Annotated in this window: 14 protein-coding genes and 1 other annotated feature; of the genes, 4 read left to right on the top strand and 10 right to left on the bottom strand. The window is 46.4% G+C overall.

Annotation, left to right across the window (positions count from 1 at the left end; genetic code table 11):
* Positions 1–40 precede the first annotated feature (40 nt).
* Positions 41–1336, bottom strand: coding sequence for a homocysteine synthase (locus tag AC0YN6_RS12160; RefSeq protein WP_475747108.1), 1296 nt, complete (start codon positions 1334–1336; stop codon positions 41–43).
* 79 nt (positions 1337–1415) lie between these two features.
* On the bottom strand, positions 1416–1964 hold the full coding sequence (locus AC0YN6_RS12155; protein WP_475747107.1) for a ComEA family DNA-binding protein: 549 nt from the start codon (positions 1962–1964) through the stop codon (positions 1416–1418).
* Between the two features lie 197 nt (positions 1965–2161).
* Here AC0YN6_RS12155 and comER point away from each other — a divergent pair, with 197 nt between their 5' ends.
* Complete coding sequence (gene comER, locus AC0YN6_RS12150) at positions 2162–3001, top strand: late competence protein ComER (protein WP_475747106.1); 840 nt, start codon at positions 2162–2164, stop codon at positions 2999–3001.
* 40 nt (positions 3002–3041) lie between these two features.
* On the opposite strand, the gene leuS is transcribed toward comER, so the two are convergent.
* From leuS to AC0YN6_RS12125, 5 genes are all read right to left on the bottom strand, one after another.
* On the bottom strand, positions 3042–5480 hold the full coding sequence (gene leuS / locus AC0YN6_RS12145; RefSeq protein WP_475747105.1) for a leucine--tRNA ligase: 2439 nt from the start codon (positions 5478–5480) through the stop codon (positions 3042–3044).
* A gap of 80 nt (positions 5481–5560) precedes the next feature.
* Positions 5561–5813 (bottom strand) — a binding site (T-box leader).
* A gap of 99 nt (positions 5814–5912) precedes the next feature.
* Positions 5913–7148 carry a CynX/NimT family MFS transporter gene (locus AC0YN6_RS12140; protein WP_475747104.1) on the bottom strand — a complete coding sequence of 412 codons (1236 nt, stop codon included), beginning with the start codon at positions 7146–7148 and terminating at the stop codon, positions 5913–5915.
* A 114-nt stretch (positions 7149–7262) separates the two neighbouring features.
* Positions 7263–8462, bottom strand: coding sequence for a GNAT family N-acetyltransferase (locus tag AC0YN6_RS12135; protein ID WP_475747103.1), 1200 nt, complete (start codon positions 8460–8462; stop codon positions 7263–7265).
* A gap of 144 nt (positions 8463–8606) precedes the next feature.
* Complete coding sequence (locus tag AC0YN6_RS12130; protein WP_475747102.1) at positions 8607–8909, bottom strand: hypothetical protein; 303 nt, start codon at positions 8907–8909, stop codon at positions 8607–8609.
* Positions 8910–8974: 65 nt separating this feature from the next.
* A complete protein-coding gene (locus tag AC0YN6_RS12125; protein ID WP_475747101.1) occupies positions 8975–9169 on the bottom strand; it encodes a YwbE family protein in 195 nt (64 codons plus the stop codon).
* A gap of 127 nt (positions 9170–9296) precedes the next feature.
* Between AC0YN6_RS12125 and AC0YN6_RS12120 the strand changes: the two genes are divergently transcribed.
* Positions 9297–11081, top strand: coding sequence for a DEAD/DEAH box helicase (locus AC0YN6_RS12120; RefSeq protein WP_475747100.1), 1785 nt, complete (start codon positions 9297–9299; stop codon positions 11079–11081).
* Between the two features lie 132 nt (positions 11082–11213).
* Here AC0YN6_RS12120 and AC0YN6_RS12115 read toward each other — a convergent pair whose 3' ends face one another.
* From AC0YN6_RS12115 to AC0YN6_RS12105, 3 genes are all read right to left on the bottom strand, one after another.
* On the bottom strand, positions 11214–12011 hold the full coding sequence (locus tag AC0YN6_RS12115) for a Cof-type HAD-IIB family hydrolase (protein ID WP_475747099.1): 798 nt from the start codon (positions 12009–12011) through the stop codon (positions 11214–11216).
* A 73-nt stretch (positions 12012–12084) separates the two neighbouring features.
* Complete coding sequence (locus AC0YN6_RS12110) at positions 12085–12837, bottom strand: pseudouridine synthase (protein ID WP_475747098.1); 753 nt, start codon at positions 12835–12837, stop codon at positions 12085–12087.
* Positions 12838–14487 carry an RsmB/NOP family class I SAM-dependent RNA methyltransferase gene (locus tag AC0YN6_RS12105; protein ID WP_475747097.1) on the bottom strand — a complete coding sequence of 550 codons (1650 nt, stop codon included), beginning with the start codon at positions 14485–14487 and terminating at the stop codon, positions 12838–12840.
* 143 nt (positions 14488–14630) lie between these two features.
* Between AC0YN6_RS12105 and AC0YN6_RS12100 the strand changes: the two genes are divergently transcribed.
* The gene (locus tag AC0YN6_RS12100) at positions 14631–15146 is read left to right on the top strand and encodes a thioredoxin family protein (RefSeq protein ID WP_475747096.1); all 516 of its coding nucleotides are present in this window, start codon (positions 14631–14633) and stop codon (positions 15144–15146) included.
* Positions 15143–15679: a PCYCGC motif-containing (lipo)protein gene (locus tag AC0YN6_RS12095; RefSeq protein WP_475747095.1), complete on the top strand. Its 537-nt coding sequence runs from the start codon at positions 15143–15145 to the stop codon at positions 15677–15679. The genes AC0YN6_RS12100 and AC0YN6_RS12095 overlap by 4 nt, the downstream gene beginning before the upstream one ends.
* The last annotated feature ends 162 nt before the right edge of the window (positions 15680–15841 follow it).

Here is a 15841-nt window from a genome sequence, read left to right as displayed (position 1 = left end):
CATGCTGCATCTGATGTTCTAGTTGCGTAGTATATGTCGTTTAGATTTGTTGGCTCGCAGCGATTGCCTGCTCGATATCTGCCAAAATATCTTCAATTCCTTCTGTTCCGATCGATAGACGAATCATACCAGGGGAAACGCCTGCATTCGCTTGCTGCTCAACAGACAATTGCAAATGCGTAGTGCTAGCTGGATGAATGATGAGCGACTTGGAATCGCCAACGTTAGCCAAATGCGAGAACAACTCTACCGCGTTGATCACTTTCTTGCCCGCTTCAACTCCGCCTTTAATGCCGAATGTCATAATAGCGCCTTTGCCCTTCGGCAAATATTTTTGCGCAAGCTCGTAAGTTGGATGGCTTGGAAGCCCTGGGTAATTAACCCACTCAACCGCTTCATGCGCTTCCAAATACTCTGCTACCTTTTGTGCATTTGAACTGTGGCGTTCCATCCGAAGATGCAGCGTTTCAAGTCCTTGCAGCAAGAGGAAGGAGTTAAATGGAGAAATTGCAGCTCCCATATCTCTGAGCAATTGTACACGTGCCTTAATAATATAAGCAACTGGACCAACTGCATCCGTATAAACAACACCATTGTAGCTTGGATCCGGCTCAGTAAGACCAGGGAACTTACCGCTTGCTTTCCAGTCAAACTTTCCTCCGTCTACGATGATACCGCCAATGGATGTTCCATGGCCGCCGATAAATTTTGTAGCAGAATGCACAACAATGTCCGCACCGTGCTCAATTGGTCTGCACAAGTATGGACTTGGGAACGTATTATCAACGATAAATGGAATTCCATTCTCATGTGCAATTGCAGCAACCGCCTCAAGATCGATAACATCGCCCTTCGGATTTCCGATCGTTTCTGCATATACCGCTTTTGTGCGCTCGTTGATAGCACCACGGAAGTTTTCAGGATTTGACGGGTCTACAAATCTCACCGTAATGCCAAGCTTCGCAAGTGTCATCGAGAATAAATTGTATGTACCGCCATACAAGCTTGTTGCTGAAACGATTTCATCGCCGGCACCCGCAATATTAAGGATTGCATATGTAATCGCAGATTGACCAGATGCAACTGCCAAGGCAGCAGGAGCGCCTTCAAGTTCTGCTACACGTTTCTCAAAAACATCCGATGTCGGGTTCATAATTCTAGAATAGATATTGCCGAATTCCTGCAATGCAAATAGATTTGCTGCATGATCTGTATCTTTGAATCCATAAGATGTTGTCTGGTAGATAGGTACCGCACGAGACAACGTAGTTGGATCGATTTGCTGACCTCCGTGGACGGATAGTGTATCAAGAGAAAGCTTGCGTTGTTCAGACATTTCCTCGACTCCTTCAAGTAAGTTAATAGATAATGGCAAGCGGTGGATAAAACGCCCGCTCCCTTCCATTCTCTCACAATTATGGACGAGCTACAATGCTGTCTTGTATTCCTTGTAATAGTTTTTCTCCAATTCCCTTGACACGGAGCAAATCATCAACTGAGACATATTTGCCGTTTTTGTCTCTATCTTCAATAATAGCTTGAGCCTTTGATGGACCGATCCCTTTCAACTCATCGAGTTCGGCTGCTGATGCTGCGTTTATATCCAGCTTTCCTGCATCCTTCAAGTCTGCTTCTGCATTAGTATCTGTTGTAGTCGCTGATTCTGCTGCGGATACGGCCTCAATCTTAATAACAGAATCCTCATCAGGCTCCGTGCGCTCCTCCACATGCGAAGCCTGCTTTCCGGGCTTTTCTGATTTACTTTCCGTGATTGATGGTATGACGTTCTCTGTTTCAAGCGATGCTATTGCAGTTTCTACTGCATCATTTAATGGCACCCACTCCCCTGTATCCGTCCGCTTAGGCTCCTTAAAAGCAAGTGCCATCAAAACAACTGCGGCCACGATTAATATAGAAGCAAGTAAAAAAGATTTGCCAGATAATCTATGAGCTTTGGACTTCACCTCACAACATCCCCTTTGAAAGAAACATTTTTTTTGGAAACAGATGACATATCAAACAAGTCCTTCGGAATAAGGTAAGAGAGCACAAACAACGAATACATGTACAGAAGTTTTTGACTCGGGATTTGTTCCCGTATAATCCTTATCCATGACTTGAAGCTGGTTATACGAGAACCAAACCTTTAGGAGGGTTCAGCATGAATGTCGGATTTATCGGGACGGGCACGATGGGAAGCCTGCTCATTGAAGCTTTGATAGCATCAGGTGCTTTATCTCCAAAACAAATTGCCGTCAGCAACCGCACCTTTGCAAAAGCGCAAGCTTTGGCCAACCGTTATTCCGGCATAAGAGCCGAATATACGAATGACGCGGCTGCCTGCGGCTGCGATATCATTTTTTTGTGTGTAAAGCCTGTGGAGTTCAAAAAAGTGGTCGACGATCTGAAAGCAAACATTAAACCTAATCAGATAGTCGTCTCTATTACGAGTCCCGTACTCATCTCTCATCTTGAAGGCGAACTCAATTGCAAGGTAGCAAAGGTCATTCCAAGCATTACGAATTATGTATGGAGTGGAGCATCACTTTGCATCTATGGCAAAAGGATTGATGAAAATGATCAAGCTCAGCTGGAGGACCTGTTATCCCATATCAGCCAGCCGCTGCGAATAGATGAAAGCTACACGCGCATCGTATCGGATCTATCCAGCTGTGGACCTGCCTTTATCTCTTTCCTGCTTGAGCAATTTGTTGATGCAGCTGTCGCAGAGACTGGCATCGGCCGAGACGAAGCTCTTCGAGTGGCAAGCAGCATGCTGCTTGGAACAGGCTTGCTGCTGACCGAAGGCGGTTTGTCGCCAGCGGAGGTTCAGGAGAGAGTCGCTGTCCCAGGCGGAATTACAGCACAAGCGTTAAATTTACTGCGCAGCGAGACAGAGGGCGTATTCAATGAGCTTATCCGCACAACTCATGCGAAGTTCGATGAAGATGTCATTAAAGTTTCGACTACCTTTATAGGCGAAGAGGTGAACGGTCAATAGCTGTTCTTCAGCTAAAGCCCGTTCACCTCTTCTGTTTGCCTTAATTTGCAACGATATTGACTAGTTTACCTTTTACTGCAATGACCTTGCGAATCGTTTTGCCAACAATCAGCTCTTGAACTTTCTCAAGCTCTTTCGCTAAGGCTTCCATTTCAGCAACATCCATATCGGCTGCAATGGAGACGCGATCCGCGATTTTACCGTTAACTTGTACGACGATCTCAACCTCTTGATCGACGGTCCAAGCTTCCTCGAACGTCGGGAATGCTGCATAGGTAAGAGAATCCGTGCGTCCCAGCTTCTCCCACAGTTCTTCCGCGATATGCGGGGCAATTGGAGAAATCAATTGAACGAAATGCTCCATCGCTGCTTGCGGAAGTACTTCCGTCTTGTAGGCCTCGTTGACAAAAATCATCAATTGGCTGATAACTGTGTTGAAGCGCAAAGCTTCATAATCTTCTGTAATCTTCTTGATCGAACGATGCCAAGTACGTTTGAACGCGTCACTCGTGTCCCCAGCTCCGATTTTGGCATTCAAGCTGCCATCCTCATTAATGAACAAACGCCATACACGGCTAAGGAAACGATATGTTCCTTCAACGCCATTCGTGTTCCAAGGTTTTGTCGCCTCAAGCGGACCCATAAACATTTCGTACATACGAAGCGTATCTGCGCCGAACTCGTTTACGATGTCATCTGGATTAATGACATTTCCACGAGATTTGGACATTTTCTCATTGTTGTTGCCAAGGATCATACCTTGGTTGACGAGCTTATGGAATGGCTCTTTCGTATCTACTACACCGATATCATAAAGCACCTTGTGCCAGAAACGAGCGTAAAGCAAGTGAAGAACAGCATGCTCAGCGCCGCCGATATACAAGTCAACCGGCAACCATTCCTTTTGCTTCTCAGGTGAGCAAAGCTGCTTGTCGTTTTTAGGATCGATGAAACGCAAGTAGTACCAGCAGCTGCCTGCCCATTGCGGCATCGTATTTGTTTCGCGTCTTGCCTTCATACCTGTCTCAGGGTCGATCGTGTTTACCCACTCCGTAACATTCGCAAGCGGTGATTCGCCCGTTCCTGAAGGTGTGATTGCATCAACATCAGGCAGCAAGAGCGGAAGCTGATCCTCAGGAACCGTCTTCATCGTGCCGTCCTCCAGATGAAGAATCGGAATCGGCTCTCCCCAGTAGCGTTGACGGCTGAATAACCAATCGCGCAGACGGTAAGTTACTTTTCCTTTACCTTTACCTGATTCATCAAGATGCTCAATCATCTTCGCGATCGCATCCGCATTCGTCAGGCCGTTCAAGAAATCGGAATTAACATGCTTACCATCACCTGCATAAGCTTCCTTCGTTATATCTCCGCCTTGAACAACCTCGATGATTGGCAAATCAAATTGCTTTGCGAATTCCCAGTCACGTGCATCATGACCCGGTACCGCCATAATAGCTCCAGTTCCATAACCAGCGAGTACATAATCTGCGATCCAGATTTGTGTTTTCTCGCCATTTACTGGATTGATCGCATAAGCGCCTGTGAACACACCGGATTTGTCTTTCGCCAAATCAGTACGCTCCAAATCACTCTTGCGAGATGCCGCCAATTGGTATGCTTCAACAGCAGCTTTCTGCTCCGCAGTTACGATTTGTGCAACCAGTTCATGCTCAGGTGCCAATACGCAGTAAGTTGCGCCAAACAATGTATCCGGACGAGTCGTAAATACGACCAATGCCGAATCATGACCTTCAATCTCAAAGGTAACCTCAGCACCTTTTGATTTCCCAATCCAGTTGCGCTGCATATCCTTAATGCTTTCGGACCAATCAAGATCTTCCAAATCATCCAATAGACGATCAGCATATTCAGTAATTTTCAAAATCCACTGACGCATTGGCTTACGAACGACTGGATGATTACCGCGTTCACTTAGACCGTTGATGACCTCTTCATTAGCGAGTACGGTTCCAAGAGCTTCACACCAATTCACCGATACTTCGGCAACATATGCAAGTCCTTTATTATACAATTGGATAAAAATCCATTGCGTCCATTTATAATATTCAGGATCAGTTGTACTGATCTCACGATCCCAATCATACGAGAAACCAAGCGATTTGATTTGTCTGCGGAAATTATCGATATTTACAAATGTAATATCGCGCGGATGCTGCCCAGTATCAAGCGCATGCTGCTCCGCAGGCAATCCGAAAGCATCCCAACCCATCGGATGAAGCACGTTGTAGCCCTTCATTCTTTTGTAGCGGGATACGATATCCGTTGCTGTATAGCCCTCTGGATGGCCTACGTGCAAACCGGCTCCTGAAGGATAAGGGAACATATCTAACGCGTAAAACTTTGGTTTCTCTGCATCCTCAGTCGTTTGGAACGTTTTGTTTTGATCCCAGAATTGTTGCCATTTCGGTTCGACAACAAGCGGATTATAGCCATGAAATTGCTGTTCTTGAGTCATTGTTAGTATCCTCCCCAAAATAGGTGCTGTATGCTTATTCGTATAAAAAACATAAAACCTCTCGCCCCTAGCGATTAATCGCTAGGGACGAGAGGTTATTCTCCCGTGGTACCACCCTAGTTAGCGGCAGACATGCTTTGCCCATCGCTCACTTGTCGCCCTTATCGCAGGCCAAACGGTGCTTTGTTCGCGGGACAATCGATAATACCATCGGCCCGTTCATCGCACAGCTCCAAGGCGAGCTTCATTTCGCAGCAGGTCCGGCTTCCACCATAAATCACCGGCTCTCTAGGCCTAACTTACGAAATTACTGTTCCTCTTCAACGCTCCATATACAAAAAAATCGTTAGTTTCGATTATAAAGATCACTCGGTTCGGTGTCAAGGGATCTCAAGATAACTTCAGCTCGCGATTTCAATCCATAACTAATCATTATTTCCCTCGTGCACTAGATAATGTTTTATTTGAGCCTACCCCAAGGCCAATCAACCCAAAAATAACTCCAACCACAACTAACATAACTAATGATATCGTCCAATCATTTGTAAAATCATGAATCAAACCAAACAACAACGGTCCGGCAGCTGCGAGCAGATAGCCAAGTGATTGCGCCATCCCTGACAGCTGTGCTGACTGCGCAGTACTGCTCGTCCGAAGTACAAAAAACATAACCGCTAGACTAAAGCCAGACCCGCCGGCAATACCAAGTAAAATCATACAAATAGGAATGATATCGAGGTTACCGCTAAGCAGTCCCAGATAACCGCATATTAATATTATTGACGTAATAACTGCAAGCACTCTCTGACTAGCTTGCTTTCCAGCAATGATAGGGATGACAAATGTGGCTGGCAAACTGACGAACTGCAGTAACGACAGCATCCAGCCTGCATCAGCGTGACTCATGCCCCGATCAGACAGGATTTCAGGCAGCCAAGAAATATTAACATAGAAACAAAAAGATTGAAGTCCCATAAATATCGTGACTTGCCATGCGAGACCTGAGCTTAACAGACTAACCCCTTTCTCACTTTTCGCTAATTTGCTAGTACCTTTGCGAGATAGTGAGCGAATTTGAGGCACCCAAGCTGCGGTAGCAATGAGTGCAAGGATAGCCCAACAGGCAAGCATTCCTTGCCAGCCGAAGGAAAGCTGCTCTGTAATCGGTATGCTAAATCCCGATGCCAAAGCTGCGAATAAATTCATTAATACCGAATATAAACCAGTCATTAAGCCGACTGTCGTCGGAAAATCTCTTTTTATCAAGCTTGGAAGCAATACGTTTGCCACCGCAATCGCCATGCCAAGCAAGATCGTCCCCGCAAATAAAGCAGCAATCGTCGGAAGAGATCTGATGATAATTGCGCCTGTAAGTACAATCATCGCAATAAACAACGTGTTTTCCATACTGATACGCTTAGCAATACGTGGTGCAAGAGGTGAAATAAGTGCAAATGCGAGCAGCGGTAAGGTCGTCAGTAAACCTGTCATTGCGCTGGAAATACCGAATGAATGCTGGATTTCAGATACAATGGGTCCGACCGCCGTTAGAGGTGCGCGTAAATTAGCGGCGATAAGTAAAATACCAAGAAGCAATAGCCAAGAGCTTGTATTAGCAATCGGCGTCGTAGATGTTGTTGTTGACAAATTTGAACTGTTGATTTTCAAAGCAAAATCCTTCTTTCTCATGCTGTTCATTCTAAGATGTTTCGTTTACCATGCAGCCGTCTATCCCATTCGACAAGGGCGGTTATACCTACACTAATTGTGCATTACAAAAATCTACTCGTTCAATTTTGCACGATACCAATATTCATATTGCGGAACGTATCCGATTTTATCGTACAACCGATTGGCTGACGCATTATCCTTCACTACAAGTATATAACCCTCGGTCGCTCCCCTTCCCTTGCCCCATTGCAGCAAATGCAATACGAGCTGCTCGCCGTACCCTTTATTCCGATTACACTGGTCAGTTACGATGTCATACAGCCCTATCCGGTCATCCTCGATCACGGCATATCCGCAGGCCACTGGTATTCCATTATCATGTAGAAGAGCAAAGCACTTCTCTAACGGAGATTGTTCCAGCAGACTGCTTGTTATCGCTCTTTGCTTATCAGATAAACCGCTAAACACCGTGATGGCATCGAGCCAACTCTCTGTAAGCTCCTGCTCAAGCCAAATATCCGCATGGGAGGGTGATAAAACATCGGATAAGGGAACCGTCTTCACGATGGTTTGATCGATAAGCTCATAGCCGCGTTTCGCCAGCTCATCATCTAGAGTGGCTGGCAGGCTGAAGGGTGATATTTTGAACACTGGTCGAATGCCTTTCCGCTCGTATAAATCCTCACAGGCTCTTATTTTCGCATCCAACTCCAGCGTGTGGCCATATACTGGATTGATCGAATTAGAGCGTTTTGTATATCCTTCCGCAAAACGAAGAAGCCAACCATCATACACGACGGTTTGTAAAGCTGGCCAGCCATTTAGACTCATTTCCTCCATTCGAAAATGAAGCATTTTGTTAATCGGCTGAATGTGATGCTGATCATGCCAAATAAAATCGTACAAGTACTGCTCCACTTTAAACGGATGCCCGTCCGCATCCACATAGGATGCATCATATTGCTCATTTGATAAATTCGCTATTGTGTCCAGAATCCGCTGCCGACTCTCGATTGCGTTTCTGACTAATTCATCTATGGAAGCAGAGCTCGCATATGCTTTCGCTATTTCGTTAAACTCATCAAAATTTAAGTGCTGTACCGTAAGCGGTAAGCCTGCTTGCACCTTTTGAATCGCCTCTGCAAAAAAATAATCATCCCACCGCAAAATATGCGCAACGACCTCACGAACCTGCCACTTGCCGACTGTCACGGATTGATTCCAAATCCGCTCATCATAGCTTGCCAAATTCGTTACAAACGTAATCCATCCACCAAAGGTGCGAAGCAGCTGCTCTTTCTCAGTAGACATTTGCAATTCCATCTCCTTATATCAATTGGTAAACTCATCCATACATTTATTTATCATACGAAATAAACCAATGAGTAGCGAGATGTTTTTGTTCCCTACACGAAAAAATAGCCGCCTAATCGGCAGCCGATTATGAATCCTATTTCATAACATTCCAAATCGTTCAAGCTGGTCAAGCTGATTTGCCTTCTTTAGTATTTCACGCTGCATCGGCCCTAGCAAATCAAAGTGTGGATACTCCGACCTAGCGTGAATATATCGAGGGTTAAGTCCGTTATCATAACACCAACGCGAGAGCTTCTCCATATCGGAGCAGCCTACCTTCGTCACCGTACGCATATCTGGAAATCTTGGGTCCAGCCAGTAATGCGTCAGAAAAGCAATCTCACCGCGAGCAACCGCTTCTTTCCATTGCTGCATCTCTTTTCTTTTTATGCCGAATGCCATACTATCTCGCTCCTTAGCGCTTAGACATTTCAGATCATGGTGAAACCGGTCATCCTTATGATTCTTTAGGCTAGAATGTTCTTGACTCTGCCAACTTGGCCATCTGCTAGCCTTACTTTAATGCCGTGTGGATGCTTGGGCGAATTAGTCAAAATATCTTTCACGACACCTCGTGTCAGCTTGCCAGTACGTTGATCCTGCTTTAAAACGATGTCTACCTGTAGGCCCGCTTTGATCGCGGAGCGCTCTGTTCCATTCATATTTATCATTCCTCTGCTGCTCTAATGTCGGCTTTTAGCATAGCATAAGCAAAGTAAAGATGCACATTATAAGGACAGCTGTTATACTTAACATCAAAAGATGTAAACGAAATGAGGAAATATATTAATGTCTAACGGATTTAACTCATTGGGTATTATTCCCAAGCTAAGCGAATTGCTTCACCATGATGGAATTATCGAACCGACTCCGGTTCAAAAGCAAGCGATTCCACTCCTGCTTAATGGGCAGGATGTCATTGCGCAAGCTCAAACGGGCACAGGCAAAACGATTGCGTTTGCTTTGCCTATTTTGCAACGTATTAATATAGAGAAAGAGCAAGTACAAGCTCTCATATTAACACCTACAAGGGAGCTTGCTATTCAAATTACGAGCGAGCTCAAAAAGTTAGTTCCTGCTGTTGGCGTAAGCGTGCTTGCTGCCTATGGCGGCCAAGACGTTGATGCTCAAATTCGCAAGCTGCAGCGCTCGCCGCATATCGTCGTAGCTACGCCAGGTCGTCTAATCGATCATATGAAACGTGAGACCGTCAGCCTTGGCAAACTGCAAATGCTCGTACTCGATGAGGCCGATCAAATGCTTCACATGGGCTTCCTGCCTGATGTAGAAAGCATTATTTCACAAACGCCTAAGGCTCGTCAAACGATGCTCTTCTCCGCAACAATGCCGGATGCGATTCGTAAACTGGCAGCGGATTATATGAAAACCCCTGTCGATATTCGCGTACGCAGCACAAACGTAACATTAGACAGCATCACGCAAATCGTATATGAGACGACAGATAGAAACAAACAACAGACACTTGTACATTTGCTTGAGCGTCATCAGCCTTATTTGGCCGTTATCTTTTGCCGGACGAAGGTACGCGCTAAGAAACTTAACAAAGAGCTTCAAGAAATTGGCATTGAATCGGATGAGCTGCATGGCGATCTGACGCAAGCCAAACGTGAGCAAGTCATGAAGCGCTTTAGAGATGCTAGGCTGCAAGTTCTCGTAGCGACCGATGTTGCTGCCCGTGGACTAGATGTTGAAGGTGTAACTCATGTTTACAACTATGACGTTCCGCAGGATGGTGAGCTGTACATCCACCGTATCGGCAGAACAGGACGAGCTGGTCAAGATGGCGCAGCAATTACACTAGCAACACCTTACGACAAAAACCATTTGCTCCTTATTGAACAGAGCATAAATGCTAAGCTGACTCGTCGTGCGATCGATAGTGAAGGTGTGGAAACATCTGTGCGGGCCCAATTCGGCGATCGGCCTGAGCGTGCTCGCAGCGCAGCTGGCAAAGGCGGTTCACGCGGTTCGAGCGGCAAGCCGTCCGAAGGTGGACGTCGCGGCGGTCGTGACCGCTCCGCTTCATCTGATCGCAATGCTAAGCCAGGCGGTCGTAGAGGCCAACGCGAGACTTTCCGTCCTGCAGCTGGCAAACGTAACGGTCGCACAGCTGAGGTTCGTGGAGAAGCTTCCGAAACAGCTGGCGAGAGCACTGGCTGGGCAGCACGTCGCGGTGAGCGATTCGAAAGTGCAAGTCCAGCTCGCGGCGGTGAACGCTCCGAAGGTCGCAGCAGTTCGGCTCGCGGTGGTCAACGTCCCGAAAGCCGTGGAGGCTCCGCTCGCGGCGGTGCAGCTCGCAGCGGCGGCTTTGGTGCCCCGCGCGGTGCTGAGCATGTTGCAGGACGTCCAGCTTCCAAGGTAGACAGCCCATGGGAATCTACACGCAACGATGCTAACAGAGCAAACAACCGCGGCGAACAACAAAGCACACGCGGCGGCAAACGAGGCAAACCGTCTCCAGGCGAGCGCAGCAGTGCACCATCAGGCGGCAACAGAAGCTCACGCGCTGGAAGCACATTCAATAAACCACGCGGCGGCGGACGCAGTAGGTAATCCGCGAACAACAGCGATCGGAAGAACATTCGACTGCGTAGTGAATTTGGGAACCAAATAGATCTGAATAGAAAGGGGCTATCCCATCGTCATCTTTGATGACTTTTGGGACAGCCCCTTTTTTTGTTGTTTCTAACTCCATGCGTGTTCATAAAGTGCTCTTGCCACGCCGTCCTCGCTATTCGAAAGCGCAACTGCATTAGCAGCGAGCTTAACTTCATCTGGCGAATTTCCCATTGCGATGCCCATGCCTGCAAATTGCAGCATCGTAATGTCATTATGATAATTGCCGATTGCGAGAATTCGGCTTCGATCTATACCTTTAATTTTTGCAAGCTGCTGCAATGCTTTGCCCTTATTTGCTTCCGTATGATGAACGTCAATAAAAAAATCACCGCTGCGAATCGAATGAAGATGCTTTGGCCATTCTGCCCATTCTGCTTGCACAACATCAATCTCTTCCTTGCTTCCGAATACTGTGAATTTCACGAGCCCATTCGGCAAGCCCGAACTAAAATCTTGAACTAAAGGATTTGCATTAAAATGACCATACATAGCTTGCGCTTCCGGCGTTACACTTTCGACCATCATGTCAAAAGCTGTGTTCAAATCAAAATGAATCGCATTTTCTCGGCAATATTGAATAAAACTTAATAAATGTTCAGGAAGCATATCAAATTGGTGGATCACTGAGCGATCATCCGCATTAATCGTTGCCGCTCCGTTATGAGTAATCACTGTCCCGCCAAGTCCAAGTTCCTGAAGCACCGGAAGTGCGCCAGACGGCCCTCGGCCTGTACATAAAACGATTTGAGCGCCGCGATCTGCTGCCTCTTGTACTGATTCTTTAATGGCCTTTGTCAGCACATGATCATCAGTCAGCAGTGTACCGTCTACATCCAAAGCAATTAAATCATAATGCAAGCTCATGTCTTCACTCCCGTTCCACTCTCTTTATAAGTTTCTCTCTATTTCGATACTACAGAAGAAATGATTAAATCTATTATTCTGAGCGATGCTTGTGTGTTCGAAGAAGCTCCACTTCCTCTTCCGTCAGCTCTCGATATGAGCCTTCAATGAGCGATTCATCTAACTTAAGCGGCCCCATTGCGACTCTCTTTAAGTATACGACCTTTTTCCCTACTGCTCCAAACATTCTTTTCACTTGGTGAAACTTACCTTCCATAATCATAAGCGATATGCTCGAGTAGACTTCATCTTCTCGCTGCTCTTTACTAATGATTTGCAGATCTGCAGGCATCGTAACATACCCATCATCCAATGTAACACCAGCTGAGAAAATTTGCTTATCTTCATCGCCGACATCGCCAAGAACTTGCGCTTCGTATGTCTTCGCAACATGTTTGCGAGGGGACAACAGCTCGTGAGCAAGCTGACCGTCATTGGTAAGCAACAATAAGCCCACCGTATCCTTATCCAGTCGTCCGACCGGAAACGGTTCCCGCTGCCGATCACTTAGCTCCAATAAGTCGATTACCGTCCGCTCACGACTATCCTCCGTAGCAGAGATAACATCTGTTGGTTTATTCATCATAAAATATACGACGTCTCGGTAAACGACTGGCGCTCCGTCAAATTCCACCTTCGCGATATCCGGGTCAACAATTAGACCGCTGTCCTTCACTAATTTGCCGTCGACAACTACTTTGCCGAGCTTGACTGCTCTTTTTATTTCACTGCGCGTTCCTAGTCCCATATGGGCGATTAGCTTATCGATACGAATTCGTTTACCCATTTACATCCATCTCCATCCTGCTGGCAGTTCATTTTTGATCATACCACTGACGTATTTCCCCCAACCTACTGGGAATCCATCTGTACAAACTAATACGTAACCCTTTGACGATACACCTTCATGCACCATGATTTCAGATTCTTCTACAAATAAGGTTTCACCTTTGAGATAACGGATAGTCCGTTCATCATCTGAACTCCAATTTACCGAACGGACTGCTGACTCGCGCGTTAATCCCATCGCAAGCGGATGTGAAGGCTCGAATCGGCCGCGATTTGCTTCTCCCACATACCATCCGGCTCTAGATACTCGCAATCCATCAAGCGAGGGTAGCTCAGAAGGCTGTATATATACGCGGGAACCATAGGCTACCACGCGCCCCGGCCAGCTAAGTGCATCCGTTGCAAATTGTTCTGCATATTGCTGCCACAACTCAATTGGACTAGCTTCCCTCGCAGCGTGCACCGACGCACCATCACGACTTTTACCTGCTGTTCGTTTATTTGCTGGCTGCACCATTCTTGCCCAATCATTTCGTGTTTGGCGCTTGCCTGCGTGCCGCTCATCTCTATTAGCTTGTTTATTGTCTGATCTTCTCCCGTCACTATACCCTGACTCGCGTTTTAAGCTTCCACTTACCGATTGCGTTTTTGCGTGATCATTTGACGCTGCAGCCCATATTGTGTCCGCATGCTCGATCACCCGCTCACCGCTGCGTCTTAGCACAGCTGCATAATGCCCTTCCCCTTCAACTAAATGCGGCCATAGCCTGATTGTACCTTCAATCGTTTGCAGCCGTTCAGCTTGAAGCTGTGTCGTCCCAGCAGCTAGATCCGCTCTGCCCGCTCGCCATCCGTATTGGAGCGGAATGGCTTCGACAATAAAATCATCATGCTCAGATAGGAAAAGAGCAATTTGCTGCTCATTCTCCTCAGGGGAAAATGTACAAGTTGAATAAACAATACGCCCTCCCGGCGCAAGCATCGCTGCCGCATGCCGCAAAATATCGCGCTGCATGACAGAACATCTCTCAATCGAGTGCTTCTCCCATTCCGCAATCATTGAATCATCTTTACGGAACATGCCTTCGCCTGAGCATGGAGCATCGACGAGAATTCGATCGAACCATTCATGAAACACAGCTGCGATAGCCTCAGGCTCCTCGTTCAGCACTACAGCATTGCGTATGCCGGCAAGCTCTATATTTTTGGCCAAAACCTTCGTTCTTTCCTTCGCGTTGTCATTGCTAATTAACACACCTCTACCTTGCAGTTTTCCTGCGATCTGTGTTGATTTGCCGCCAGGAGCTGCGCATAAGTCAAGCACTCGTTGACCGGGCTGCACATCAAGCAATTCAACCGGAGCCATTGCACTCGGTTCCTGAATATAATAAAGACCAGCATGATAATGAGGGTGTTTGCCTGGCCGCTCGCCATCCTTGTAATATAGACCATCTGGCGCCCATGGAATCTTACGAACCCCTTCGCCCATCGATGATAATACTTTCCATTGCTCGACCCCTAGCTTCAAACGATTGATTCTTAGACCATAAACTCTTGGAGCATCATAGGATGACATAAATTTGTCATATTCGTCCTCTAGCAGTTTTTCCATTTTTTCTGTGAAATTACGCGGCAAATTGCCGATCATGCTCAATTCCTCCTGCCAAATATGAACGATTCCAATGCTCTTACATACTCATGCTACTTTGTTATATAATATATTTAAGTAAGGACATGCCGCTCATCAAAAAACATGCCCACTAAAAACTTGTTTTGGAGGTATTCACGCAAATGAAGAAGAAAAAGAAATTCAAAATGATTTATGTGTATATCGGAATTATTGTTCTATTATTTGGCTTAATATCTGTACTTAACAACAGCGGCAAGGTAAACGCCGTCTATGGAAAACCTGTCTCCGATCTTAACCCAGAGACCCGAAAGCTGCTTGATGATCCTAATTATCAGAATATCATATTACCGGCTGAATTAGACAAGAAGGTTGCTGACAAGGAAGATTTCTTCGTTTATCTATTCGCTTCTGATTGTTCGCATTGCAAAAGAACGACGCCACAGCTTATGCCGCTAGTGGACGAGCTGGGCATTGATCTGCCGCAATTCAACTTGAGAGAGTTTGAAAGCTACTTCAACAAATATAATGTTGAGTACACACCTACGCTTGCCTATTTCCAAGATGGTGTTCAAATCGATAAGTTAGAGGGCGGCCTTGCTGAAGAAGGAACAACAGGCTATACACTAGATGATTTCCGAGCGTTTTTCAATAAACATTCAGGAGCTGAAACAAAATGATGAAGCGTCAGCGCCAATCAGATGAACAGATCGCCGAGGAGCAAAGAAACTCCCGCGTTCGCGGTATCATGTATGCCTTGCTGCTCGCATTTGCATTCATCACTTTCCTTACCGCATGCGGCTTAGCGGATGACGATAAGGCAGGCGCTGAGCATCAGCACGGCTCTGAAACCTGGCAGACAACCTCATCGTATGATGAAATGCCTAGTTTTTTATCGGACTATACACCGTATACGAGTGAGATGTACAAAGCAGTCCATGACCATGCAGATATCATGAGCGGCATCACATGTTATTGCGGCTGCTCGGATGGGTTAGCCGTTGAAACCCCTCATGACTCGCTTCTTCGATGTTATGTAGCCGAACATCCAGCAGATGACGGCAGCGTCACTTGGACCAACCATAGTACCGGCTGCGGCATCTGTAAGAAAGAAATGGAGCAAGTAATCGCCTTAAACAAGCAAGGCAAGACCACGGATGAAATCCGCGCTGAAATCGACCGTTTGTATAAGCCAAAGAAAACAAGTCAATAGTTTTCCGAAGTAACAAGCAGTAACAGCAGAAGCTGTCCTGCAGGGCCAGAATTGGCCTTGCTGGACAGTTTTTTTTATTGCTGCTTTCCTATCATAGCTGTAACAAAAAAAGTGCCTCGGCAGCATAATCGCTCCAGAGACACCTTTACTTCAACTCGTTCC

This window comes from Paenibacillus sp. J22P15 (assembly GCF_056269345.1).
This window is presented reverse-complemented; position numbering and strand designations above follow the sequence as displayed.

Excerpts from the sequence above, each read along its gene's own strand:
- AC0YN6_RS12160 (WP_475747108.1), bottom strand. The coding sequence starts at position 1,336 with ATGTCTGAACAACGCAAGCTTTCTCTTGATACACTATCCGTCCACGGA.
- comER (WP_475747106.1), top strand. The coding sequence starts at position 2,162 with ATGAATGTCGGATTTATCGGGACGGGCACGATGGGAAGCCTGCTCATT.
- leuS (WP_475747105.1), bottom strand. The coding sequence starts at position 5,480 with ATGACTCAAGAACAGCAATTTCATGGCTATAATCCGCTTGTTGTCGAA.
- AC0YN6_RS12135 (WP_475747103.1), bottom strand. The coding sequence starts at position 8,462 with ATGTCTACTGAGAAAGAGCAGCTGCTTCGCACCTTTGGTGGATGGATT.
- AC0YN6_RS12130 (WP_475747102.1), bottom strand. The coding sequence starts at position 8,909 with ATGGCATTCGGCATAAAAAGAAAAGAGATGCAGCAATGGAAAGAAGCG.
- AC0YN6_RS12125 (WP_475747101.1), bottom strand. The coding sequence starts at position 9,169 with ATGAATGGAACAGAGCGCTCCGCGATCAAAGCGGGCCTACAGGTAGAC.
- AC0YN6_RS12120 (WP_475747100.1), top strand. The coding sequence starts at position 9,297 with ATGTCTAACGGATTTAACTCATTGGGTATTATTCCCAAGCTAAGCGAA.
- AC0YN6_RS12115 (WP_475747099.1), bottom strand. The coding sequence starts at position 12,011 with ATGAGCTTGCATTATGATTTAATTGCTTTGGATGTAGACGGTACACTG.
- AC0YN6_RS12110 (WP_475747098.1), bottom strand. The coding sequence starts at position 12,837 with ATGGGTAAACGAATTCGTATCGATAAGCTAATCGCCCATATGGGACTA.
- AC0YN6_RS12105 (WP_475747097.1), bottom strand. The coding sequence starts at position 14,487 with ATGATCGGCAATTTGCCGCGTAATTTCACAGAAAAAATGGAAAAACTG.
- AC0YN6_RS12100 (WP_475747096.1), top strand. The coding sequence starts at position 14,631 with ATGAAGAAGAAAAAGAAATTCAAAATGATTTATGTGTATATCGGAATT.
- AC0YN6_RS12095 (WP_475747095.1), top strand. The coding sequence starts at position 15,143 with ATGATGAAGCGTCAGCGCCAATCAGATGAACAGATCGCCGAGGAGCAA.